We start from the raw sequence: 22573 nt of genomic DNA, 5'->3' as shown, positions 1-22573 counted from the left end.
TAAGTGAGGTAGAAATTTATGAATACAGAAGGAAATGATAAATTATTAAATATTGAAAGTTCTTTAGGAGATTCAGAAGAACTTATATTGCAATTTAAATCTTATCAACAACGCTATACAGCAGCAATTAAAGAAGTCACAACAAAGCTGGAAATACTAGATGATGAGTTTAAATCTATACATGAATACAATCCTATTCATAATATTGAAACAAGATTAAAAAGTCCACACAGTATAATGAAAAAACTGGAGAAATATAATTTACCTAGAGATTTAGATTCAATGAGCGAAATAAAAGATATTGCGGGAGTTCGCGTTGTATGTAATTATATAGAAGATATTTATACAATAGCGGATTTATTGACGACTCAAGTTGACATAACACTGGAGAAGAAGAAAGACTATATAAAAAATCCAAAGGAAAATGGATATAGAAGTTTACATTTAATTATAACAGTTCCAATATTTTTATCTACAGGTGTGGAGTCAATTCCTGTGGAAGTACAGATAAGAACAATTGCAATGGATTTTTGGGCAAGTCTTGAACACTCTTTAAGATATAAAGATCCAACGGATACGACAAAAGATGTAATTCAAAGATTAACTAAATGTGCAGAGGTAATTGCATCTGTTGATAAAGAAATGCAGGATATTCACAAGTCAATACACCAAGGATAGTAAATATATATATAATAAGGAAAGGTTAATACCTTTCTTTTTTTATTAAGTGATAAAATAAAGGAAGTAGTTAGTGTTATATTAATTAGATATTTGAATAAAATAATTTTATATAATGGTGCTAGGACTATTTGATTTAATATTTGCAAGTAATTTAAAGGAGGATATTATGAGTTCAAAAGAGGAAAAAAGAGTTAATGAAGTATATGATTATGAAAAGTATTTTAAAAAGGCAACTGAAAAACCTTTTAATTTTGCGGATCATACTTATGCAGAATATAAGTGGTTTGAAGATTTTGAAATAGGAGATACATATAATTTGCCATCAAGAACTCAAACCGAGGGTATTTTTGCTGCATTTATGGTTGTGTCAGGAGATCGTCATCCTATACACTACGATAGAAAATACTGTAAAGATAGGGGGCATAGAGATTTATTTGCTCATGGTTTGCAAACTCTAGCACAAGTTGCTCCCGGGGCGGGAATATGGCCTGAAGAAGTTGGTGAGTCGCTAATTGGTGCCTTGGAAACAACGTCGCGTAATTTAAAACCTGTATATTTAGGAGATACTCTATATCCTAAATTAGAAATAGTAGATTTAAAACCACAAAATACTACTGGAGTAATAACTTTTTATCATACTATTTACAATCAAGATGGAGAGATAGTGTTAGACGGATTTCAAAAATATTTAGTTCGAAAAAATCCGAAGAATCTATAAGTTATAGAAACAGTGTAAAGTTCATATACTTCTTTTGTTCATCATCTAAATAAAGTAATCTTTGACATATTACTTAAAATTGTATATCATTTAACTAAAGTGATTTTTCGTGAATAGGAGGAAAGTTTAAATAATGAACAAACGAGATTGGATTGTATTGTCAGTAATTGTTAATTATGGATATAATGGACAACGAGACATAATAAAGTATACAGGTTATTCACTGGGGTTAATTAACTCCTCTATTAAAAAACTAATTGAATATGGATATATTGATGAAGAGTACAATATAACAGATAAGACTAGGATGCATATAGAGATTTCAAAACCTAAGCGTGCAGTAATTCTTGCGGCCGGAATGGGTCTTAGAATGACGCCTATTAATAAAGTTCCAAAGGGACTTCTACAAATTAACGATGAGCCTTTAACTGAGCGTATTATTAAACAATTACATAAAGTAGGTATTTATGAAATTTATATTGTAGTAGGTCATATGATGGAAGCTTTTGAGTATCTAACTGATAAATATGAAGTTGAACTTATTTATGACCGTGAATTTGCTTGGAAGGACAGTTTGCATTCACTTTTCTTAGCGGAAGATAAATTATCTAATTGTTACATTGTGCCAGGGAGTGTATGGTTTTCAAAAAATCCATTTAGCAAGAGTGAATATTTTTCATGGTATGGTGTATCGGAATACATGGATGACGAGAGCATTGTGCGATTAAATCGTAAGATGGAACTTGTATATACTGATGATGAAAGTGGCGGAAATTCTATGATTGGAATTTCATATTTACTAAATGGAGAGGCAAAAAAAGTTAGAGAGAATCTAATAAAATATGACTCACAGAGAAAATATAATCGTGAACGTTGGGAACAGACGTTATTTGATGGAAATAAAATGATGGTATATGGGCGAGTAATGCTTGGCCAATCTGCCTATGAGATAAAAACTTACGAGCAATTGCGAGAATTAGATAGTGAATCTAAAGACTTAAATTCAAAGAGAATTAATTTTATAAGTAAGATGTTTGGAGTTGAAAAAGAAGAGATTACAGATATATCTGGATTATTTAAGGGAATGACTAATAGACATATGCGTTTTTCAGTTCATGGTAAGCCGTATTTACTTAGAGTTCCAGGTGAAGGTAGTAATGAAATAATTAACCGTAGGCAAGAGGCGGAAGTTTATAATGTTTTACATGGCAAGGGACTATCAGATGTAGTTGTCTATATTTCTCCAGATGATGGATACAAAATAACAGAATATTGGGAAGATTCTCATGACTGCGATCCGTCAAATGAAAAAGAAGTAGAGGCGTGTATACACCATTTAAAAAAACTTCACGATATGAAACTTGAAGTAAATCACTCTTTTGATATTGGAGAGAGAATTGTAAGATATGAAGAGCTTAGAGATACTCCATCAACATTTACAGATTACGATGAAACAAGAGAAAAAATGATGGAACTTTTAGATATTTTCAAAAGTTTACCTGAGGAAAAGTGTTTGTGTCACATTGACGCAGCGGAAGTCAATTTTTTATTTGTGGGCGAGCAAGTTTACTTAATTGACTGGGAGTATGGTGCAATGTGTGATCCACATATTGACTTAGCGATGTTCTCTATATTTGCAAATTATAAAAAAGATAGAATTGATGAAGTAATAGACATATATTTTGATGGTAATGCAAATGATATTTCACGATTAAAAGTATATATATTTGCGGCTGTAGGTGGATTTTTATGGTCAGTGTGGAGTGAGTATAAGGCGAATATGGGCGTTGATTTTGGAGATTACACTATGAAGCAGTATAGCTATGCTAAAAAATTCTATAAATATGCAACTGAACTTGCAAAAAAGTTAAATAAAATATAAATCTAATAAATATTATTTAGTTAAGGATATGGCATTTGATAATGTATTTATAAGCATATTAAATAGAGCTATTATATTTAACATAGCCAATAGCATAGATAGTGAAAAGCCTATTTGAAAGTCAGTTATATTTGGAAGCGTTATAAAATATTCTATTAGGAAAACATTGTAAAATGTTGAAATAGAAATAACATAACTAAAAAATATACAAGATAGTGTAATAAATATTCTGTATATGTAGGAATTCATTTTTATATTTATGTCTTTGTCACCACTAATTGCAGGTAGCTTTACAGAATATATTGAGAACATCAATATTGAAAAAGAAAAAGTTATAGTTAAACAAAACTTTGATAGTTCTTGAATGTCTTTAACATTAAAAGAAGATTCTAAAAATATTACACAAAAAACAAATAGTAAAATATTTGATATGGCAATCAGAAATTTTGATCTAGTTATCTTTTTATTGTTGTTAGTTTTCAACAAAATCACCTCTTTAAAATAATACCATATTATAAATAAAAGAGGAGTATAAGTTCATTTATTTAAATATTATAAACTAAAGTTACAAAGTGAAATTAATGACAACGAATTTAAATTATTAAAAGGCACTTAGTATAGATAAATTATACTTAGTGCCTTTTGATTTATAATTTTATTTTGAAGTTTGTTTTAAAAAAGAGTTCTTAACTTCTTTAACCATTTCAGGATTTTGAGATAATTCAATAGCGCTGCACACGAAAGATTCAACTGTTGTTAAAATTCTCTTCTTTGCCTCACTACTATTGGCATACTGTATAAATTTTTCTTCGTGAACTATAGCCTCTCCATTTGCTATTCCCACATTTCCATATAAAGTAGGACAAGCGTAACTTACATTTCCAATATCAGTGGAGCCTGGTATTTCTTCGACATCACTTAAAGGTTCAAATCCTGAAAGCTCCATATGTTTTTCCATAAGCTTTAAAAGTACTGGATTTAATATTAAGTCATAGTAAATATTTTCAGGATAGTTAATTTTAAGTTCGGCGCCAGTCATTAGAGCAGCACCATGGGCACAATTTTTAACTTTTTCAAAAACTTTTTCAAAATAGTTTTTTTTAGCTGCTCGAACATAAAAAAGACATTTACAGTGGTCTGGAATTGTATTGGCAGCTTGTCCACCTTCTGTTACTATTCCATGAATTCTAACATCACTTTTAAGTTGTTGTCTTAGGTAGTTAATAGCTGTAAAGGTCAACATGACAGCATCTAATGCATTTACGCCATCTTCAGGATTTACAGCAGCGTGAGTTGCTTTACCCAAAAATTCAAATTCCAGTGCTCCCATGGCAAGTGCTCTGGCTTTTAAGTTGCTATTTTCATGTAAGTGCATTTGAAAAGCTGCGTCCACATCGTCAAAGGCACCTGAATCTGTCATGTCAATTTTTCTTCCTGTAGTTTCTTCTGCAGGTGTTCCAAATATAACTATTGTTCCCTTAAATAGATCTTTTTGCTTAGATAGTAGTATTCCGGCTCCCACAGTAGTGGCAGCAATCCAGTTGTGACCACAGGCGTGAGCAGGTAGTTTATTTGGTCCATATCCTGGAAGTGCATCGTATTCAGCTAAAAATGCAATTGTTGGGCCATCACCGTTTTTAAATTCTGCACGAAATGCAGTTTCTAAGTTTAAATAGGGCTTTTCAACTGTAAAACCATTTTCTTCCAACAAATTTGCTAAGTAATTAGAGGACTTAAACTCTTCATCTCCAAGTTCGGGATGTTCAAATATGAAGTCACTAATTTCAAAGAATTCATTTTTATTTTTGCTAATTTCTCCTTGTATATAATCATGTAAATTTATTTTATCCATTTATTTATTCTCCTTATATTTAGTTGAGATTGTTCTTTTTTCCATATATAATAGTATAATTATTATCAAAATATTATCACGAATTTTTAGTATTTTCAATATTGCAAATACTGAAACAAATGTGGTTACATAGGAGAGATTATTATGGAGACAAAAAAGAAAAAACTTAAAATGCCACATACATATGTAATTCTTGTAATTATGTTATTACTTGTGACAGCATTATCTTGGTTTATACCGTCAGGGGAATATGACCGAATAGAAGATCCTGAAACCGAGAGAATTATAGTTGTAGACGGGTCTTACCATTCAGTTGAAAAAGAATATGTAACACCATTCCAAGCGGTTGGAGCAATAGCAGAGGGAATGGTGGAATCATCAGATATAATATTTTTTATTTTATTTGCCTATGGAATGGTCTATATGTTAATTAAATCTGGTGCTTTTTTTGGAGGAATAGCGCAGGTACTGCGGATTTTTAAGGGTAAAGAAAAAATAATGTTGCCTGTTTTAATGGTTTTATTTGCAGTTGCAGGTTCAACAGTGGGAATCAGTGAAGAATTTTATGGAATTATACCTGTATTTGTAGGGATAGGAATAGCAATGGGATATGATGGGCTGGTAGGTGGAAGTATAATTTGTCTTTCAATGGCAGTTGGTTTTTCAGCCAATACTACAAATCCATTTAGTATAGGAATAGCACAGAGTTTGGCTGGGCTCCCTATGATGTCCGGAATGCTTTATAGAATAATTATATTTATTGTATTTACTGGACTTTCAATTTTCTATGTAATGAATTATGCAGAAAAAGTAAGAAAAAATCCTGAACTGAGTTTAGTTAAAGATGTAGATTTTGGACACTTAAAGGGAATGAGCAGAGAAGAAATGAATAAATTGCCATTTACAAACAGGCATAAAATTTTATTGGGAATTTTTGTTATGAGTATTGTAATTATGGTTTTAGGAACTATTCTAGGAGGATGGTACTTAAGAGAATTATCCGCACTTTTTATAATTATGATGGTAATAATTGGACTGGTTGCAGGTTTTAGTTTAAATGAAATTTGTGAAAACTTTTTAGAGAGTGTAGGCGAAATAATTTTTGGAGCGCTAGTAGTTGGATTTGCTCGTTCAATAATGGTAGTTATGACTGAGGCTAATATAATTGACTCAATAGTATTTTATATGTCGGAAATATTAATAAAACTGCCTAAGTATCTTGCGGCAATAGGTATGTTAATATTTCAAAATTTACTTAACTTTTTTATTACTTCCAATTCAGGTCAAGCTGCAGTGTCAATCCCATTAATGACTCCAATTGGTGATATGATAGGTTTAACTCGCCAGACTACAGTTTTAGCATATACCTTCGGAGCAGGATTTTCAGATATATTTTGGCCTACTGGATGCGCCGTAATGTGTGGTCTTATGGGAGTGCCAATGAACAAGTGGTATAGATTTATAACTCCACTGTTTTTAATGATGTTTGTGCTGGAAATTATATTTTTAATGTTGGCTGTTAGTTTTGGATATGGGCCATTTTAATAAAAAGATATTAGTTAAAGTAACTTTAATATTATAAGAAAGCATACAATAAATTTATGAAATATAATAAATAGGAGGAGTGCTATTGAGCAAGAGAATATTACTTATTGAAGACAGTGAGGATATAGCAAATATGGTAAAAAGTTACCTGTCTGAAAAGCTATATAGTGTTACACTTGCAACAGATGGTGAAAAAGGAATTGAACTTTTCAACGAAGATAGTAAATATGACTTAATACTTTTGGATATTATGCTTCCTAAAAAAATGGACTTGAAGTTATGGAACAAATACGAAGAGAAAGTACAGTTCCCATAATTATTATATCGGCTAGAGATTTGGAATTAGATAAGACTATGGCATTGGACTTAGGAGCAGATGACTATATTATAAAACCATTTTCTCTTGCTGAATTAGACTCCAGAATTAAAGCTAATTTACGTAGAAGTAGTTTGTGGAGTCTAAAGAACAATCAAAATAAAGTTTTAATTTTTTTAGATTTATCTTTAGATATAGATAATTGTAGTCTCACTCAAGATGAAAAAAACATATCTTTGACAGCCACAGAGTTTGAAATATTGAAGATGTTTTTATTAAGCCCTGAGCGAACTTTTACAAAGGGCCAAATATATTCTTCAGTTTGGAAAGATGAGTACTATGGAGATGAAAGTATTATAAATGTTCATATTAGTAGACTTAGAGAAAAACTTGGGGATAAGGGGAAAAATTCTAAATACATAGAAACTCTTTGGGGTATTGGCTATAGATTGAGGAAAAGTAAAAGTGAAAAAATCTGAAATAATATCAATTATAGAACAAATAAAAGATGTAAATGAAAAAAGTTCTAATTCGTCAGTCTTTGTAAACACTTCAAATCCAGTAGTAAAAGAATTGTGTGAAGAGTTAAATATAATGATGGAATTTAATAGATCCTTGGAATCAAATTATATAAAGTCGGAAAATAACTATAAACAAATGTTATCAAATATTTCGCATGATTTAAAAACCCCTTTAACAGTAATTATGGGACTACTTGAAATGTTGAACTTTGAAAATAAAACTCTAGAGGAGAATAGTAGGCTTGCTAAAAAAACATACACTGTTGCAGAAGAGCTTCACAATATTATTAATGAATTCTTTGAACTTGCAAAGCTAGAGTCAATGGACTCTGAAATTTCGCTTTCTCAAGTTAATTTATCTGAAATTGCAAAGAAAATTATTTTAGATTTTTATGATTTAATTAAAAGCAATAATATTAATTTAAAATTAAATATACCAGAGCATACTGTAAATATTATGGGTAATGAAAAATCTATAAAGAGAATTCTTAGAAATTTACTTCAAAATGCAATCCAATATGGTGGAAGTACAATTGGCATAGATATAGTTGAAAGTGAAGGATATGCAAGTTTAATTGTATATGACAATGGACAAGGGATTGAAAAACAAGATATTAACAAGATATTTAATAGATTGTTTACACTTGAGGACTCCAGAAATAAAAAATTTCAAGGAAGTGGACTTGGACTTACTATTGTAAAGCAATTGGTGGAACAGATGAATGGAGAAATAACTGTTAGTAGTGCTCCTTTTGAAAGAACAGAGTTTAAAATATTGTTTAAAAAATTTATATATTAACTATTTTATCACTAGGTTTATCCTGGTGATATTTTTCTGTATAAATAAATTGTTAGAAAAAAGTTAGAAACTCTAAAGTTAAAAGAAAACTTTAAATGGTAAATTATTAAGTGTTAGGGGGAATATTTATGAAAAATATAGTTATGACAAAAGACCTTTTAAAAGAAGTTGATGGAGTTGAAATTTTAAAAAATATAAATATCAACGTCAAGAAAGGCGAGATATATGGATTGCTGGGGCCAAATGGAGCAGGAAAGACTACACTTTTAAAAGCTATTTGCAACTTAATTTCTATTAATTCCGGAAGTATTAATATTTTTGAAGAAGAAATAACTTCAAGTAGTTGTGAATATTTAAGAAAAATAGGTGCACTTATTGAAGAACCGTTTTTTGAGGAGGAACTATCAGGTATAGAAAACTTAAAAATACACTGTGAATACTTGGGATATTACAATAAAACAGCTGTTGCAGAAGTTTTAGAATTAGTGAGTATGACAAAGTACAAAGACAAATTAGTTAAGTCTTACTCAACGGGAATGAGGCAACGTCTAGGAATTGGGAGGGCAATAATATCTAAACCGGAGCTGCTTATTTTAGATGAGCCCATTAATGGACTTGATCCTGCCGGAATTAAAGAAATGCGTGATTTATTTAAGACGCTTTCTAGAGATTTTGGAACGACAATTATAATTTCAAGTCACATTTTAAGTGAATTAGAACTGCTTTGTGACACAATAGGTATTTTAAAAGAAGGTGAACTTCATTCAGAAGAACCAATAGAAGTTATAAAAAATAAAAATATAAACTTTTTTTTACTTGAAGTTGAAAATGTTAAACGCACAGCTGCAATATTAAAATCTAAACTAAAAATAGACAATTTTAAAATAGATGGAGAAGGTCTTATTAGAATATATGATGAGTCAGTTATTCAATCTGACTTAATCGGAAAATTAGTTTCAGAAGAGATAAACATAAAATCTTTTCAAGTAAAGACATCTTCTCTGGAAGATTACTATTTATCAGAAACAGAGGAGGGTACAGATGAATAAATTAATATCACTGGAAATGAAAAAATATGGGAAGGGCTCTGTATTTAAAGCTGTTTCAAAAATATGGATACCTTTAATATTTTCAATAGCTTTTTTAGGAATGTTTTTATTTTTTGAAAAAATGCCTATGCTGACTAACCTTTCAATTGAAGAGTTTGGAGATTTTATAAGAGATATTTCTGAAATGCCTCCGGTATATTCACTATATTTTCAAATGGTTTCAGTTATAGGACTTATTTTTACCTCAACTATGTATTCAGCCTATGTAGTCAAAGATTTTAAAACTAAAAAGATTCAACAGTTATATTTATATCCAATTAAGAAAAGTAAAATTCTCTTATCAAAAATATATACAGCTTTTATAATTAGTTTTTTATCTATGATAGTAACTACAGCTATAGGAATTTTATTAATTTTAATTTTAAATAAAGGTCCAATTCCAACAACAGAATATATAAATCAAATTCAAAACATTGTTCTAATTCCAATAGTAGGACTTATTCCCATGGTAATAGGAATGAAGAAGAGATCGGTAGTAAGTACAATAGTTTCAGGAGTAGTAATTTCACTATTATTAGGAGGAAACTTAGGAACAATTTCACTTTGGGACTATTCTATTGTAAATATAATACTATCTATTATTGGAGTGGTTTTAACTATTTGGATTATTAGAGATCCTATGACAACAGAGTGTTTTAACAGAGGAGAAGACAAATGAAAAAGAAAATATTAACTATAGCTTTAGCATTATTTTTAATGCTAAGTTCATTCCCGTTGGAAATTTTGGCAAGTGAAGATAATGTATTATTAAATAGTGAAGAATTACAATCAACAAAAACAGAGTTAGATGTAGAAAAAATTGAAATGATAACAGATGAAATTGCAGAGAAATATATTAACAAAGATATTGTAGGAGCTTCAGTTGCAATAATTCAAGATGGAAATATTGTATTTGAAAAAGGATATGGTCTAGCAAGTGTTGAAGAAAATATAGAAGTATCTCCAACTGAAACTTTTATGGAGGCAGGTTCAGTATCTAAATTATTTACTTGGACAGCAGTTATGCAACTTGTAGAAGAGGGGAAAATTGATTTAGATGAAGATATTAAAAACTGCCTCCCTAAAGATTATTTAAATTTATCTTTTGAAAAGCCTATTACAATGAACCATTTAATGACGCATAGTGCAGGCTTTGAAGAAAATCCAACTGCTATGATGGTAAGTGATGTTAAAGACATACTTCCACTAGAGGAATACCTTTCACAGAAGTATGCTCCAAAGCAAATTTATTCACCGGGAGAAGTAGTGGCCTATTCCAATTATGGAACTAATTTAGCGGGATTAATAGTAGAGAGAGTTAGTGGAGTTGAGTATTCAAAATATATAAGAGAAAATATATTTAATCCTTTAGATATGACAAATGCTTATTTTGACAGAAATTATACTGCAGTAGAAAATATAATGAAGAACAAATCAGAAGGATACGCTTTAAAAAATGGTGAATTTAAGAAAGTGCCTCATGTATATATTAATGATATGCCTGCAGGTAGTTTAAATATTACAGCTGATAATTTAGCTAAGTTTATGCTTGCTCATATGAATAGCGACGGAACAGGAGACTTAAAATTATTTAAAAATCCGGAAACTTTAAGTGAAATGCACACCACTTTATTTTCTCATGAGGATATGCGGGTTAATGCACATGGGTTTTGGGAGGGTGAATATGGTGGAGTTAGAACCCTTGAACACGGTGGAAATACAATTGGTTTCACTTCTCGTTTTATAATGGTTCCGGAGACGGATTTTGGAATATGTCTACTTACAAATGCAGCAAGTGATATGTCGGGAATGAGCACAGAATTAATTGAAACATTTATTGGAAGTGGAGAAATCATACCAGCCGAATACAGTGGAGATAGTCACAGTGAAGAAGTAGTTGGTAAGTACAGAAGTGCGCGTACCATTGAATTTACCTTCGGAAAAATAATGTATCCTTTAATGAATTCAGACTATGAAATTAGCACAAATCAAAATGGAGGTATTAATTTAAAAGTTTCTGCTTATGGAATTGATAGCTCTTATGTTGAAGTAGCACCTTATCACTTTGTAAGAGTAGATGGTAAGAATACACTTATGGATAAAGCTGGAATGAATATGAGCAAACTTTATTTTTTAAGAGATTCAGAAAATAAAGTAACAGCACTAACATTTGGCTCTGTAGATCAGTCTTTAAAAATATCAGAAGTGCAGTCTACAGGCTTTACTATAGGATATATTGCAATTTGCATTTTAGTATTATTAGTCGGTTTGATATCAGCAGTAATAATGAAAATAAGAAATAGAAAAGATAAAAATAAGGACAATAAGTTGGTAAAATATTATTTTTCACTATCTATACTTGGATTATTAGAGTTTGGCAATGTAGTTGTTCAAACACTTAGATTTTTAGCTAAGCCTGAACTTTCATCTTCTGCATTTTTACCACATATTATTTTATCGTACATCATTTTAATACTTCAGGTAATAAACATATTTTTTGTCATGAGGAACTTAAAAGCAGCAAGAGATTTAAAAGTGCAAAAGATGTATTTAATAGTACTATCTGTTGCAACTGTAATGATGATTGTGTTTTTATATTCCTATAATTTTTATAAATTTATTTAGATACTTAAATAATAAAAACTTAGTAGTTTCAAATTAAAAATCTACAAGCTTGATAAATGAGCTTGCAGATTTTTAACTTATATTAGTTAATATATTTAGTTTATTTACTGGTTTTTAATATATAGTTATATCTTTCTTCAGCATAGTCCCAGTTAATTACATTCCAAAATGCATTAATGTATTCAGGCCTTCTGTTTTGATATTTTAAATAATATGCGTGCTCCCAAACATCTAGTCCTATTACCACTCTTTTAGAATTCATTACAGGGCTGTCTTGGTTAGGTGTTGATTCAATTGAAAGTTCTCCATTGCTATAGATTAGCCACGCCCAGCCACTTCCAAAACGCTTTGTAGCAGCATCGTTAAATTTAGCTTTAAATTCTTCTAGTGAACCAAAACTCTTGTCAATAGCAGTTTTTAAATTTCCTACAGGTTCTTTACTTCCACCTGGTGCTATTAATTTCCAGAAAAGTGAGTGGTTGTAGTGACCACCACCATTATTAATAACGGCTTGTCTTACACTATCTGGCAAACTTTCTGACTTTTTAAGCAAATCAGGAAGCTTCAATTCTTGAAGTTCGGGTTCGTTTGCAATAGCATCATTTAATTTATCAACATAAGCTTGATGATGCTTAGTGTAGTGAATTTCCATAGTTTTTGCATCAATATGTGGTTCTAATGCATTGTATTCATATCCCAGTTCGGGTAATTTATAAGTCATAATTGACCTCCTTTTATTTTACAGAATTATCTGTTAACTTTCTTTTATTAATATACCCTTGAAATAAAACGATAATCATTATCAATGAAATTAATAATAAATAATTTTGAATAGAATTAAGAGAAATATTAATATAGTAAAATAAAAGATACGTATTATTATTTTTTAGGTGGGAAAATTAAAAAATTTATTGCAAGTCCGATCAAAGTTCCCAAAACAGTTCCTATAGTTCGGTTTAAAGCATACATCCAAGCATTGTCGAGAGTTGTAAGATAAGCTATTGCAAAATAAAATATTCCTCCAGGGACAATGCTCTTTCTATGATTTAGTAGTGCTAAAAATACCATGTAAGGTATAATTCCAAGAGAAATGGCAACGATGTTTTCTGTAAAGCTGGCAACAAGACCACCAGTAACTCCGGCTACAACAGTTCCGACATTTCGAGTTATTACATTAGATATTGCCCTTGTTCTGTCGGGTTCCATTCCAACTAAAACTCCAATACAGGCAAAAAAAGGAATCATTGGTACATCTGTAAAGTTAATGTGTTCCATAATGTATCTCATAAATAGGGATGCTATAATAGTTCCCAATACTACTTTAATTGTATAAATTAAAAAATCTCTATCTAATCTTTTTAAAATAGTAGAAATATTTTTTCCAAGATAAGAATGTTTTTCATTCAAAAATAATCTCCTCCAAATATGTAATAGTTAGTCATAGTTTCATTATACTAGATTAATTGAGATAATAATGTACTAATACACAATTGTAAGGATAATGTTAAAAAAAATAAAATAAGATCAAGTTTATTATTGTTTTCTAAAAGACTTGATCTTATATAAAATTTTATTGATTTATGAATAGTGCTCTAACTATGCTTTACACCTCTATAGCGGTCAGCTTTAAGTATAAAAAATACTCCAAGTAAAACTGCTATTAGTTGGGAACTTGGAACAGATAACCACACTCCGGTAATGCCAAATATGCGAGGTAAGATTAGTGTCAATAGAACTAGTATTACAACGGGTTCGCCATATATTATAAAGTAAGATAGGCGATTTTGATGTGTGGCATAAAAGTATGAAGTAGTAACACGTGTAAATGAATAAAATAAAAAAGTAAGGCAGAATAAAGGCAATATTGCTGCAGTTATTTTTGCAACTTCAGTAGAAGCTCCAAATAAAATTGGAATTTGTACACGAAGTAAGAATACTACTATGGCGTAAGCTCCTGCCACAGCTAGAGAAAATTTATATGCAAAATCTCTAGTTTGAATAGCTTTTAAAGTTTCTTTCTGACCGGTGTAAAAACTAATAAGAGGTTGACAACCATCTCCAATACCTTGTAATAGTAATTGTATAAATGATACTACATAGCTTACTACTGAGTAGGCAGCAACTGCTTGAACTCCTCCATATTTCATTGCAAACTTATTCATCATTATTAAAATAATATATGGTGCAACAGCAAGTCCAAAAGGTGAAAGTCCTGTGCTAAAAATAGAAGCTCTAAGTTTTGAATTGGGCTTAAAATCTGAAGTCTCCAGTGAGCGTATATTTTTATATATAAAAGGAAGACATGGCAGTACAGTTATAAACTGTCCTATAATAGTTGCCCATGCAGCACCTTTCATTCCATATCTAAAAACCGAAACAAATAGCCAGTCTAGAATAATGTTTGTTATAAAACCTAAAATCATTGCAAACATAGCAAGAGCAGGTCTTTTTAAATTACGTATAATTGGTGCAAATCCATTTGCTAAAATTTGAAAACTTGAACCTAAGACTATCCAATATAAATATTCTGATGCATATTTTAATACTGTATCTTTTGCTCCAAAAGCTACGAGTATTGGGTGCATAAATAATAATAAAAAAGCAGTTAGCACCAGACAAGCGATGGCAAGTAAAGTTAGTGTTGAGCCTAAATATTTTTTTTCTGATTGGATGTCTTTTTTTCCAAAAGAAATAGACATTCCAACAGCTCCACCAAGACCTATGCCTGTACCTGTTGCTTGAATGAGAACAACGAGAGGATAGGCAAAATTTATAGCAGAAAGCCCAGCGTCTCCAATATTTCTGCCTATAAAAAGCCCGTCAACAATAGAATATAGACCAGAAAATGCAAATGCGAGCATTGATGGAAGTACAAAATGGAAAAACTTTTTTCTCATTATAATTCTCCTTTTTTGAAATTTATGTTATTCTATATTCTATAGAATACACCTTAAAGTTAGTTTAATGTCAAGTTGGAGGATAATGATGGTAAGACAAATAGGATTAGTTGCAAAAGTGCTGGGAGTTTCAGCTTCAAAACTTCGATATTGGGATAAAAAAGGCTTAATTCGCTTTAAGAGAAATTCAGAAAATAATTACAGAACATTTTCTTTTCAAGCTATGATGGATATTTGCGACATTATTTTTTATCGCGATTTATCTATGTCAATAGATGACATACAGAAGTTGTCATCAAAAGATGAAAGTGGATTAAATAATATACTTAAGGAAAATAGAGTATCACTACAAGCTCAAATTGAAAAATTGGAAAAGTCAGTTGAAAAAATTGACAAGAGAATAAGTGCAGTTGAATCTATAGAAGAGTTAAAAGAAAATTTTACAATTGTTAAGGGGAAGTTTAGTCAAATAAACTACTTTGACTTTGACAATACAGCACATGTAGAAATATATTTAGAAAATCCAGAAGAAACTGTAGTATTTTTAAATTGTGAAAATCCTCTAGACATAAAATATGGAATATTTGCTGAAAGTGGAGATGAGCTTAGAAGAGCAGATACTGAAAAAAAATTATATTTACAGGGACTATTTTGGGTTAGTACAAGTAGTAAGTTTTCAAATTTAAATGAATTTATAGAAGAAGCTAAACAAAGGAGATTTTCACCTGGAAATCTAGTAGGGGAATATTTAATTACAACTGGCGGAGAAGTAAAAAAAGATTATTATATAGGGAAGATGGAATTATTAAAATGTTAATTTTTTGCATGTGATTGATTAATTGAAAAACATTCTCCGTTAAGTTAAAATGTAGATATAATAAAAATGTTACTATAGGCGGTAAAAAATATGTTATCTGTAGATAGAAAAAATAAAATATATAGTTTGTTTTTGGAAAAGAAAACTTTAATTATAAAAGAACTTTCAAAGGAATTTAATGTTTCGGAACAGACAATTAGAAGAGATTTTAAAGAACTTGAAGATGGTGGAATAATTAAGATGGCCTATGGTGGCGGAACACTTAATGAAAATATTTTATCTACAAAAAATGTAGAATTTTCTGTGAGACAAAAATTGACTATAAGAGAAAAAGAAGAAATAGCAAAATTGATATATAGAGAAATAAAAGAAAAAGAATCTATATTTATGGATAACTCCTCTACAGTGCTATCTTTATTAAATCTTATGGATGATGTTGCAGCTACGATTGTAACTAATGCTATTATGGTCTCTTATGAGCTTTTAAAATTTAAAAATGTAAATCCCGTTCAATTGGGAGGAGCCATAGATATTAGGAATAAATGTACCATGGATAGTATTTGTTTAGAAATGCTTGAATTGTACCATTTTGACAAGGCTTTTATATCTTGTAGTTCTATTTCTATGTTAAATGGAATTACGGATTCAAACTTGGCAATTTCTTCAATAAGAAAAAAGGTGATTGAACAATCTGATAAAGTATATTTACTAGTAGACCATACAAAATTTGATAAAGTGTCACTAGTTCAAATATCAAATTTTAATAAAATAGATTATTTAATAACAAATAGAAAGCCGAGTGATGAGTGGATAGAATTTTTAAAAGAAAACAATGTCGAATTAATTTTTGGTGAATATTAGTTTGAATTTAAGAAGGTTGTATACCTTCTTTTTTTATATTTTAAATTTTGAAAATAAATGGCATAAATTTACAAAATATTACATAAATATCCTTTGATTTAGTTGAACAATGTTAAAATTTCTTATATTATAAATTTATATAGAGTTTGTTAAAGATAAATGACAAACAAAAAGTTGTGTTAGGAGAAAAAAATGAAGAGACAAGATTATAATTTACCTTACTTATTGAAATATGAGAATGTAGCTTGGTATGAAAATGGAAAAGTAGAGATTTTAGATAGAAGAATTTACCCTATAAAAAAAGAAAAAGTAGTATGTGAAAGCTATGTTGATGTAGCTAAGGCAATAACTGATATGGTTACACAAAGTGCCGGCCCATATACTGCAGTTGGAATGGGAATGGCATTGGCAGCATTTGAAAGTAAAAAATTAAAAGAAGAGGATAGAATAGAATTTTTAAAAGAAGCCTCACATGTTTTATCTCATGCAAGACCTACTACAGCCAATAGAATGGGCCTAATAACAGAGAAATCTTATGAAGTAGGTAGAGATGCAATTAAAAGTGGAAAAGATCCTATTGCAGCTATAAAACAAGATACAGTTGATTCTTTAAATAGAAGGTATTCTGTTATGGAAAGAGTAGCTGAAAATTTAATAAATTTACTTGAGGATGATTCAGTTGTTTTAACTCAGTGTTATGGTGAAACTATTATTGGGATGTTATTAAGACTTGCAAAGGAAAAAAATAAAAATATTAAATTTTATTGTGCAGAAACCAGACCCTTTTTCCAAGGAGCTAGATTAACAGCATCTTGTTGTGCAGAAATGGGTTTTGATACCACTGTAGTAACAGATAATATGGTAGCGTGGCTATTAGAGAATAATAGAGTAGATCTATTTACTTCTGCAGCAGATACTATAACTGCTGATGGGCATATAGCAAATAAAATTGGAACATATCAAATAGCAATACTTTGTGAAAGATTTAATGTTCCATATTATGTGACAGGATTTCCAGACAGAGATAAAAAAGATAGAAATAGCATAATAATTGAAATGAGAGATCCGGAACAAGCTCTTAAGTTTTTAGATATAAAGATAACAGATGATAATGTAAAGGGGATTTATCCTTCATTTGATATAACTCCTCCTAACTTGATAAAAGGAGTGGTTACAGATAAGGGAGTTTATGGACCTGAAAAATTAAACTTATATTTAGAAGAAGCTACAAAATTTTATTGATATATATTATTTGTAATTAGTTTACTATGAAAATTGGTTAAAGTGTATAGGTGAGTTTGGCTAAGGTTTAACTAAGATAGAACATTATAAGGAGACTATAAATATGTTAATGGTAGAGGAAAGAAAGAAAGTAGTGGAATTTGGAAAGAGGTTAATTACAGAGGGACTTACTACGGGAACTGGAGGGAATATTTCAATTATTGACAGAGATAAGGGGTACTTTTGTATAAGTCCAAGTGGAATAGATTATTTTAAAACAGAAGTTGAAGACATTGTTGTAATGGACTTAGATGGAAATGTTGTGGAAGGAGATAAGAAGCCTTCAAGTGAATTTGAAATGCACAGACTTATATATATAGATAGAGAAGAAGCAGGAGCAGTAGTTCACTGTCATTCAACATTTGCAACTGTACTTGCATGTAATAGAATGGACTTGCCTGCATCAAATTATATAATAGCTGATGGTGGTGGAAATAATATTAGATGTGCAGAATATGCAACTTTTGGAACTAAAGAAATAGGAGAAAGAGCAGTCGAGGCAATGAAAGGCAGAAGAGCCTGTCTACAGGCAAATCATGGACAAATAACATTTGGCTACAACATAGATAGTGCATTTGGCTTAGCTAAGACAGTTGAACAACTTTCAAAGATACACGTTCTTGCACTATCATGTGGAAAGCCGGTTTTAATAGATGATGTGGAAGTAGAAAACATCGTAAATAGATTTCAATCCTACGGACAAGTTAGTAGAGATAAATAATAAGGAAAAGTAAAAAAGAAGCCTATTAGGGCTTCTTTTAAAATATCTCACAAATTCCCGGACCTTCAACATTTTTTCCGGCGTCTACATTTACATCATCATAACTGTGATCTTCATTAAATTTAGTAACTACATAAGAACACTGAGCTTTTATTTTATAGTCATTTTCTCTTGCATAGTCAGTTAGTTCATCTAGGAGTTTTTTAGCCATTCCCTGACCTCTTAACTCCGGATTTACAACTGTACTTGCAGCAAGTAATACTTTTGGATTATCTTCTAAAGGTCTAAATTTAATAAATCCTGAAGGGTTGTTTTTATCTTCACCAACCCAAAATAAGTTTTCATCTCTAATTATTTTACTCACAAAATCATCCCTTTCTTCTTACTACTATTAATAAACAATATACCCTTAAAAAGTAAAGCAAAACAGTGTTGTATAATTTTAAATGTATCTTATAGCTTATAAATATCAGGGATTTAACTTAGATTTTACATTCAAATAGTGCAGTCATTTTTTGGATTTCTTCTGGATAGTATTTTAAGAGTTTACTCTTTTTTAAATTTTCTTTAATTGCAGAGTTGATACTCTTATTGATGTTAATATATTTTTTTAATATATCAAATCCCTCTACTGGACCTGCAGCTACTATTACACTTGGTGCAAAGGATAGACCTTTTTTTAATGCTTTGTAATTTTCTATATCTTTTTTGGAATCTAACTTAGAAAAGTTTTTAAAAATAATATCTAATGCTCTTAGTGAATACTCTATTTGAGAATTTGTCTTTAAAATAATTGGGTGAGCCAGAGTTGCAATAATAGCTCTTTGCTCCAGTAGGGTGGGTTCGGACATACTGTCAATAATTTTTTGAAATTCTGAATATGAATTTATGGCAATAATTTTAAGAGATTCTGTAACTATTTCTCTTACTCTCCAGCGACTGTCGTTCATAGCTTGAATAAGTAGTGTAGTAATTTCACTTTTTTTAAGAGAATTTTTGTTGTAAAAATTCCCAAGTCCTATTAGTCCGCAGATAACTAACATAGTATTTTCATCATTTCCATTTGAAGTAGAATTAAAAATACTTGTGAGGTAGTTATAAAGTTCTTCACTTGGATTTAAGGTGCTTATTACCTCAGAAAAAGATTGCATTAAAGTTAAATTAGCTCTCTTTCCGGGAAGGTTTGAATTATGTAAGAGATAGGTATTTACAGAGTCATAATTACCACTGTCAAACTGAGTTTTTAAATAGTTACAATCTGCTTTTTTTATATTCATTATTTCCTCCAAGTCTCTTGTCAAGTATAGTATACTTTTATAAGTATATAATATGTTTTATAAATTAAAAATACAATACTTAAAGAAAAAATTAGAGGTATAGAATGTACTATTTTATAGTTAATCCCAATGCAAGAGCAGGACAGGGTGAAAAAGTATGGAGTGAAATAGAAAAGATATTAAATGAGAGAAAAATTGAGTATAACTATTTTTATACAAAAGGAGAAGAAGATGCTAAAAATATTGCCTTTGAATTATCCTCATCCTTAAAAGAAGAGTCTTTTGTAATAGTACTGGGAGGCGATGGTACATTAAATGAAGTAATTAATGGCCTTATAAATTTAAACTTAATTACTCTTGGTGTAGTTCCAATAGGCTCTGGAAATGACTTTGTAAGGTCTTTTAAAAGTAAAATAAACTATAGAGACTATATTAACATTGTACTTAGTCCTAAAAAAATAGTTGAGTATAATATTTGTAAAATGAAAAATTTAAATGGTGAGAGAAAATTTATTGTGTCCTCGGGGATAGGATTTGACGCTAGTATTACTAATGAAGTAAATAACTCAAGAAATAAACTCATCTATACAAAAACGCCAATAAAAAATTTTATATATGCCATATGCACTTTAAAAATACTATTTACCTATAGACCTTTAGAAATTAAATTATTTGAAGAAGATAAAGTAAATATTTTTAAAAATGCTTATTTTTCAGTAGTGATGAATACTGCTTATGAGGGAAAAGCTGTTATGCTTTGTCCTGAGGCAAAGGGATATGATGACTATATAGATATTTGTATTATGAATACTAGTTCAAAATTAAAGGTTGTTCTTTTAACATTAAGTGCTTTTTTTGGAAAGCACGCTAAGAGTAGAAATGTGTATATTTCTAAGGGAAAGTATTTTAAAATGGAGTGTTCAGATGAAACTCACTGTCATATAGATGGAGAGCAATTTGGCAAAAGTGATTGGACGGAGTATAGTATATTAGAAAAAAAGATAAAAGTAATAGTTCCATAAATAGGGCATTAAAAAAACTCCTCAAGATTTTATGAGGAGTTTTTGTTTTATATTAACAGTTTTCCAATATTACTTAAATAAGCAGATATTCTTTCGTAACTACTTAGAAGTTTTTCATAATATAGTCCACTTTCAGGATCACACACACCATTTTTCATTCTATCAATGTGTCGATTTCTAAATATTTCAATTTCTTCTTCCGTTTCATTATTAAGATTTTTAGTCTTAAGGCGTTTTTCTTCACGTGGAATATTTTCGCCTAAAGTATCATAAAGTTCATTCATAAGTTTGTCTAATACTTCAATTTCTCTATAGAAGTCTCCACTATATGTCAAGTGCTTGTCATAAGAAGCTTTAGCATATTCTCCAATTGATTTAGTGTGGTCTCCAATTCTTTCAATATCTCTTACGATTCTAAGATATCCTGTAAAGTTAGATGCCATTGTATCGTCCATAGATTCACTAAGTACATCAATAATATACTTAGTTATATTTGAATTTAAATAATTTATAATGTCTTCATTGTATAAAATTTGTTTGTGTTTTTTTTCGTCGTAGTTATAAAAAATTTCCAGTGCCAATCTATAATTTTCTTCTGCAATTTCTAACATTCTTGTAGTTTCAGCTCTTACATCAGTTAAAACTAAATTTGCTTCAGCAGGTCTTTTTAGATTTATATATTTTAGAGAAAAATCCTCTGTCATAGGATCTTTACCAGGTATTAGCCTAGTGGCAAGTGTAGCAAGTTTATTAGAAAATGGAAATAGTATTAAAGTTGCCAATATGTTAAACATTGTATGCATATTTGCAAGTTGAGCTGCCGGTAAATCTTTAGAGTATTTTACAACAAAAGCTTCAATAGGTAACAAGTATATTAATATTAAAAATATGATAGTACCCAGTACGTTAAAAAGTACGTGAACAGCTGCGGTTCTCTTTGCATTTTTAGAACTTCCCATTGCCGATAAAATACTGGTAATACAAGTACCTATGTTAAACCCACAAATTATAAATATAGAACCGTGTAATCCAACAAGTCCTTTATTAGCAAGAGCTTGAAGTATTCCCAGCGAAGCACTGGAAGATTGTATAAGTGCAGTAAATATTGTTCCAACGAGTACTCCAACAATTGGATTTGAAATTTTGGTCATTAAAGAGACAAAAGCTATATCCTCTTGTAGTGGACTCATTGCTTGTGACATTATCTCCATACCCATAAATAGAATACCAAGTCCCATTACAACTTGTCCTATGTGTTCAATAGAACTTTTGTTGATAAATTTAAACATTATAAATCCTATAAAAGCAATAAGTGGTGCTGAATCAGTAATATTTAAAGCAACAAGTTGACCTGTGACAGTTGTACCTACATTGGCTCCCATTATAACTCCTACAGCTTGTTTTAAAGTCATAAGATTTGCATTTACAAATCCAACAACCATAACTGTTGTGGCAGAGCTACTCTGTATAACTGCTGTAACTGCAATACCCACTGCAATACCTTTAGCAGTACTAGATGTGAGTTTTTCGATAACATTTTGTAGCTTATTTCCAGCTGCAAGCTCCAGACCTTCGCTCATTAAATCCATACCATAAAGGAATAGAGCAAGACCACCAAGCAGCGAAAATACATATACTATTGACATTTTTTCCTCCTATTATTACATTTA

The 22573-nt window shown here is 30.2% G+C and carries 22 protein-coding genes and 1 pseudogene; 15 read left to right on the top strand and 8 right to left on the bottom strand.

Annotation, left to right across the window (positions count from 1 at the left end; translation table 11 throughout):
* Nucleotides 1-18: 18 nt before the first annotated feature.
* From BUB47_RS01745 to BUB47_RS01735, 3 genes are all read left to right on the top strand, one after another.
* Nucleotides 19-678 (top strand): GTP pyrophosphokinase, encoded by a 660-nt coding sequence (locus BUB47_RS01745; RefSeq protein WP_073183154.1) that lies wholly within the window; start codon nt 19-21, stop codon nt 676-678.
* Between the two features lie 169 nt (nt 679-847).
* The gene (locus BUB47_RS01740; RefSeq protein WP_073183152.1) at nt 848-1399 is read left to right on the top strand and encodes a MaoC family dehydratase; all 552 of its coding nucleotides are present in this window, start codon (nt 848-850) and stop codon (nt 1397-1399) included.
* 133 nt (nt 1400-1532) lie between these two features.
* Nucleotides 1533-3281 (top strand): phosphotransferase, encoded by a 1749-nt coding sequence (locus BUB47_RS01735; protein ID WP_073183150.1) that lies wholly within the window; start codon nt 1533-1535, stop codon nt 3279-3281.
* A gap of 12 nt (nt 3282-3293) precedes the next feature.
* Here the strand turns inward: BUB47_RS01735 and BUB47_RS01730 are convergent, their stop codons facing one another.
* Both BUB47_RS01730 and BUB47_RS01725 read right to left on the bottom strand, forming a co-directional pair.
* Entirely contained in the window at nt 3294-3767 is a 474-nt protein-coding gene (locus BUB47_RS01730; protein ID WP_143270580.1) for a hypothetical protein, read from the bottom strand.
* A gap of 169 nt (nt 3768-3936) precedes the next feature.
* The gene (locus BUB47_RS01725) at nt 3937-5133 is read right to left on the bottom strand and encodes a M20 family metallopeptidase (RefSeq protein ID WP_073183146.1); all 1197 of its coding nucleotides are present in this window, start codon (nt 5131-5133) and stop codon (nt 3937-3939) included.
* 144 nt (nt 5134-5277) lie between these two features.
* On the opposite strand from BUB47_RS01725, the gene BUB47_RS01720 reads away from it, so the two are divergent.
* From BUB47_RS01720 to BUB47_RS01695, 7 genes and pseudogenes are all read left to right on the top strand, one after another.
* On the top strand, nt 5278-6678 hold the full coding sequence (locus BUB47_RS01720) for a YfcC family protein (protein ID WP_073183144.1): 1401 nt from the start codon (nt 5278-5280) through the stop codon (nt 6676-6678).
* Between the two features lie 133 nt (nt 6679-6811).
* A pseudogene (locus tag BUB47_RS10040) lies at nt 6812-7044 on the top strand (response regulator); the annotation flags it as partial.
* Complete coding sequence (locus tag BUB47_RS10135) at nt 7033-7473, top strand: response regulator transcription factor (RefSeq protein ID WP_268761864.1); 441 nt, start codon at nt 7033-7035, stop codon at nt 7471-7473. The pseudogene BUB47_RS10040 and the gene BUB47_RS10135, both read left to right, overlap by 12 nt.
* Nucleotides 7460-8314 (top strand): sensor histidine kinase, encoded by an 855-nt coding sequence (locus tag BUB47_RS01710; protein WP_073183143.1) that lies wholly within the window; start codon nt 7460-7462, stop codon nt 8312-8314. Before BUB47_RS10135 ends, BUB47_RS01710 begins: the two co-directional genes overlap by 14 nt.
* A 128-nt stretch (nt 8315-8442) precedes the next feature.
* A complete protein-coding gene (locus BUB47_RS01705) occupies nt 8443-9363 on the top strand; it encodes an ABC transporter ATP-binding protein (RefSeq protein ID WP_073183141.1) in 921 nt (306 codons plus the stop codon).
* Complete coding sequence (locus tag BUB47_RS01700; protein WP_073183139.1) at nt 9356-10081, top strand: ABC transporter permease; 726 nt, start codon at nt 9356-9358, stop codon at nt 10079-10081. The genes BUB47_RS01705 and BUB47_RS01700 overlap by 8 nt, the downstream gene beginning before the upstream one ends.
* Nucleotides 10078-12027, top strand: coding sequence for a serine hydrolase domain-containing protein (locus BUB47_RS01695; protein WP_073183138.1), 1950 nt, complete (start codon nt 10078-10080; stop codon nt 12025-12027). The genes BUB47_RS01700 and BUB47_RS01695 overlap by 4 nt, the downstream gene beginning before the upstream one ends.
* Nucleotides 12028-12127: 100 nt before the next feature.
* On the opposite strand, the gene BUB47_RS01690 is transcribed toward BUB47_RS01695, so the two are convergent.
* From BUB47_RS01690 to BUB47_RS01680, 3 genes are all read right to left on the bottom strand, one after another.
* Complete coding sequence (locus BUB47_RS01690) at nt 12128-12748, bottom strand: superoxide dismutase (RefSeq protein ID WP_073183136.1); 621 nt, start codon at nt 12746-12748, stop codon at nt 12128-12130.
* Between the two features lie 158 nt (nt 12749-12906).
* The gene (locus BUB47_RS01685) at nt 12907-13434 is read right to left on the bottom strand and encodes an FUSC family protein (RefSeq protein ID WP_073183135.1); all 528 of its coding nucleotides are present in this window, start codon (nt 13432-13434) and stop codon (nt 12907-12909) included.
* 185 nt (nt 13435-13619) lie between these two features.
* Nucleotides 13620-14924, bottom strand: a complete 1305-nt coding sequence (locus BUB47_RS01680) for an MATE family efflux transporter (RefSeq protein WP_073183133.1) — start codon at nt 14922-14924, stop codon at nt 13620-13622.
* Nucleotides 14925-15012: 88 nt separating this feature from the next.
* On the opposite strand from BUB47_RS01680, the gene BUB47_RS01675 reads away from it, so the two are divergent.
* The 4 genes from BUB47_RS01675 to BUB47_RS01660 all read left to right on the top strand — a co-directional run bounded on the left by BUB47_RS01675 (nt 15013) and on the right by BUB47_RS01660 (nt 18604).
* Complete coding sequence (locus BUB47_RS01675; RefSeq protein WP_073183131.1) at nt 15013-15741, top strand: MerR family transcriptional regulator; 729 nt, start codon at nt 15013-15015, stop codon at nt 15739-15741.
* A gap of 90 nt (nt 15742-15831) precedes the next feature.
* Nucleotides 15832-16602 (top strand): DeoR/GlpR family DNA-binding transcription regulator, encoded by a 771-nt coding sequence (locus BUB47_RS01670; protein WP_073183129.1) that lies wholly within the window; start codon nt 15832-15834, stop codon nt 16600-16602.
* A gap of 192 nt (nt 16603-16794) precedes the next feature.
* Complete coding sequence (locus BUB47_RS01665) at nt 16795-17844, top strand: S-methyl-5-thioribose-1-phosphate isomerase (RefSeq protein WP_073183127.1); 1050 nt, start codon at nt 16795-16797, stop codon at nt 17842-17844.
* Between the two features lie 103 nt (nt 17845-17947).
* Nucleotides 17948-18604, top strand: a complete 657-nt coding sequence (locus tag BUB47_RS01660; RefSeq protein WP_073183125.1) for an L-fuculose-phosphate aldolase — start codon at nt 17948-17950, stop codon at nt 18602-18604.
* Between the two features lie 37 nt (nt 18605-18641).
* On the opposite strand, the gene BUB47_RS01655 is transcribed toward BUB47_RS01660, so the two are convergent.
* Together BUB47_RS01655 and BUB47_RS01650 are read right to left on the bottom strand one after the other, a co-directional pair.
* Nucleotides 18642-18968: a GNAT family N-acetyltransferase gene (locus BUB47_RS01655; protein ID WP_073183124.1), complete on the bottom strand. Its 327-nt coding sequence runs from the start codon at nt 18966-18968 to the stop codon at nt 18642-18644.
* A 118-nt stretch (nt 18969-19086) separates the two neighbouring features.
* On the bottom strand, nt 19087-19881 hold the full coding sequence (locus BUB47_RS01650; protein ID WP_073183122.1) for a hypothetical protein: 795 nt from the start codon (nt 19879-19881) through the stop codon (nt 19087-19089).
* A 104-nt stretch (nt 19882-19985) separates the two neighbouring features.
* Between BUB47_RS01650 and BUB47_RS01645 the strand changes: the two genes are divergently transcribed.
* Complete coding sequence (locus BUB47_RS01645; protein ID WP_073183120.1) at nt 19986-20903, top strand: diacylglycerol/lipid kinase family protein; 918 nt, start codon at nt 19986-19988, stop codon at nt 20901-20903.
* 47 nt (nt 20904-20950) lie between these two features.
* Here BUB47_RS01645 and BUB47_RS01640 read toward each other — a convergent pair whose 3' ends face one another.
* Nucleotides 20951-22549 (bottom strand): Na/Pi cotransporter family protein, encoded by a 1599-nt coding sequence (locus BUB47_RS01640; RefSeq protein WP_073183118.1) that lies wholly within the window; start codon nt 22547-22549, stop codon nt 20951-20953.
* Nucleotides 22550-22573 lie beyond the last annotated feature (24 nt).

It is taken from the genome of Anaerosphaera aminiphila DSM 21120 (assembly GCF_900129925.1).
In the GTDB taxonomy this organism is placed as follows: Bacteria; Bacillota; Clostridia; order Tissierellales; family Peptoniphilaceae; genus Anaerosphaera; species Anaerosphaera aminiphila.
The sequence above is the reverse complement of the archived record's forward strand: the minus strand, read 5'-3'. Positions and strand labels throughout refer to the sequence as shown.

Coding starts and splice junctions, on each gene's coding strand:
- BUB47_RS01745 (WP_073183154.1), top strand. CDS start 19: ATGAATACAGAAGGAAATGATAAATTATTAAATATTGAAAGTTCTTTA.
- BUB47_RS01740 (WP_073183152.1), top strand. CDS start 848: ATGAGTTCAAAAGAGGAAAAAAGAGTTAATGAAGTATATGATTATGAA.
- BUB47_RS01735 (WP_073183150.1), top strand. CDS start 1,533: ATGAACAAACGAGATTGGATTGTATTGTCAGTAATTGTTAATTATGGA.
- BUB47_RS01725 (WP_073183146.1), bottom strand. CDS start 5,133: ATGGATAAAATAAATTTACATGATTATATACAAGGAGAAATTAGCAAA.
- BUB47_RS01720 (WP_073183144.1), top strand. CDS start 5,278: ATGGAGACAAAAAAGAAAAAACTTAAAATGCCACATACATATGTAATT.
- BUB47_RS10135 (WP_268761864.1), top strand. CDS start 7,033: ATGGCATTGGACTTAGGAGCAGATGACTATATTATAAAACCATTTTCT.
- BUB47_RS01705 (WP_073183141.1), top strand. CDS start 8,443: ATGAAAAATATAGTTATGACAAAAGACCTTTTAAAAGAAGTTGATGGA.
- BUB47_RS01700 (WP_073183139.1), top strand. CDS start 9,356: ATGAATAAATTAATATCACTGGAAATGAAAAAATATGGGAAGGGCTCT.
- BUB47_RS01695 (WP_073183138.1), top strand. CDS start 10,078: ATGAAAAAGAAAATATTAACTATAGCTTTAGCATTATTTTTAATGCTA.
- BUB47_RS01690 (WP_073183136.1), bottom strand. CDS start 12,748: ATGACTTATAAATTACCCGAACTGGGATATGAATACAATGCATTAGAA.
- BUB47_RS01680 (WP_073183133.1), bottom strand. CDS start 14,924: ATGAGAAAAAAGTTTTTCCATTTTGTACTTCCATCAATGCTCGCATTT.
- BUB47_RS01675 (WP_073183131.1), top strand. CDS start 15,013: ATGGTAAGACAAATAGGATTAGTTGCAAAAGTGCTGGGAGTTTCAGCT.
- BUB47_RS01670 (WP_073183129.1), top strand. CDS start 15,832: ATGTTATCTGTAGATAGAAAAAATAAAATATATAGTTTGTTTTTGGAA.
- BUB47_RS01665 (WP_073183127.1), top strand. CDS start 16,795: ATGAAGAGACAAGATTATAATTTACCTTACTTATTGAAATATGAGAAT.
- BUB47_RS01660 (WP_073183125.1), top strand. CDS start 17,948: ATGTTAATGGTAGAGGAAAGAAAGAAAGTAGTGGAATTTGGAAAGAGG.
- BUB47_RS01650 (WP_073183122.1), bottom strand. CDS start 19,881: ATGAATATAAAAAAAGCAGATTGTAACTATTTAAAAACTCAGTTTGAC.
- BUB47_RS01645 (WP_073183120.1), top strand. CDS start 19,986: ATGTACTATTTTATAGTTAATCCCAATGCAAGAGCAGGACAGGGTGAA.
- BUB47_RS01640 (WP_073183118.1), bottom strand. CDS start 22,549: ATGTCAATAGTATATGTATTTTCGCTGCTTGGTGGTCTTGCTCTATTC.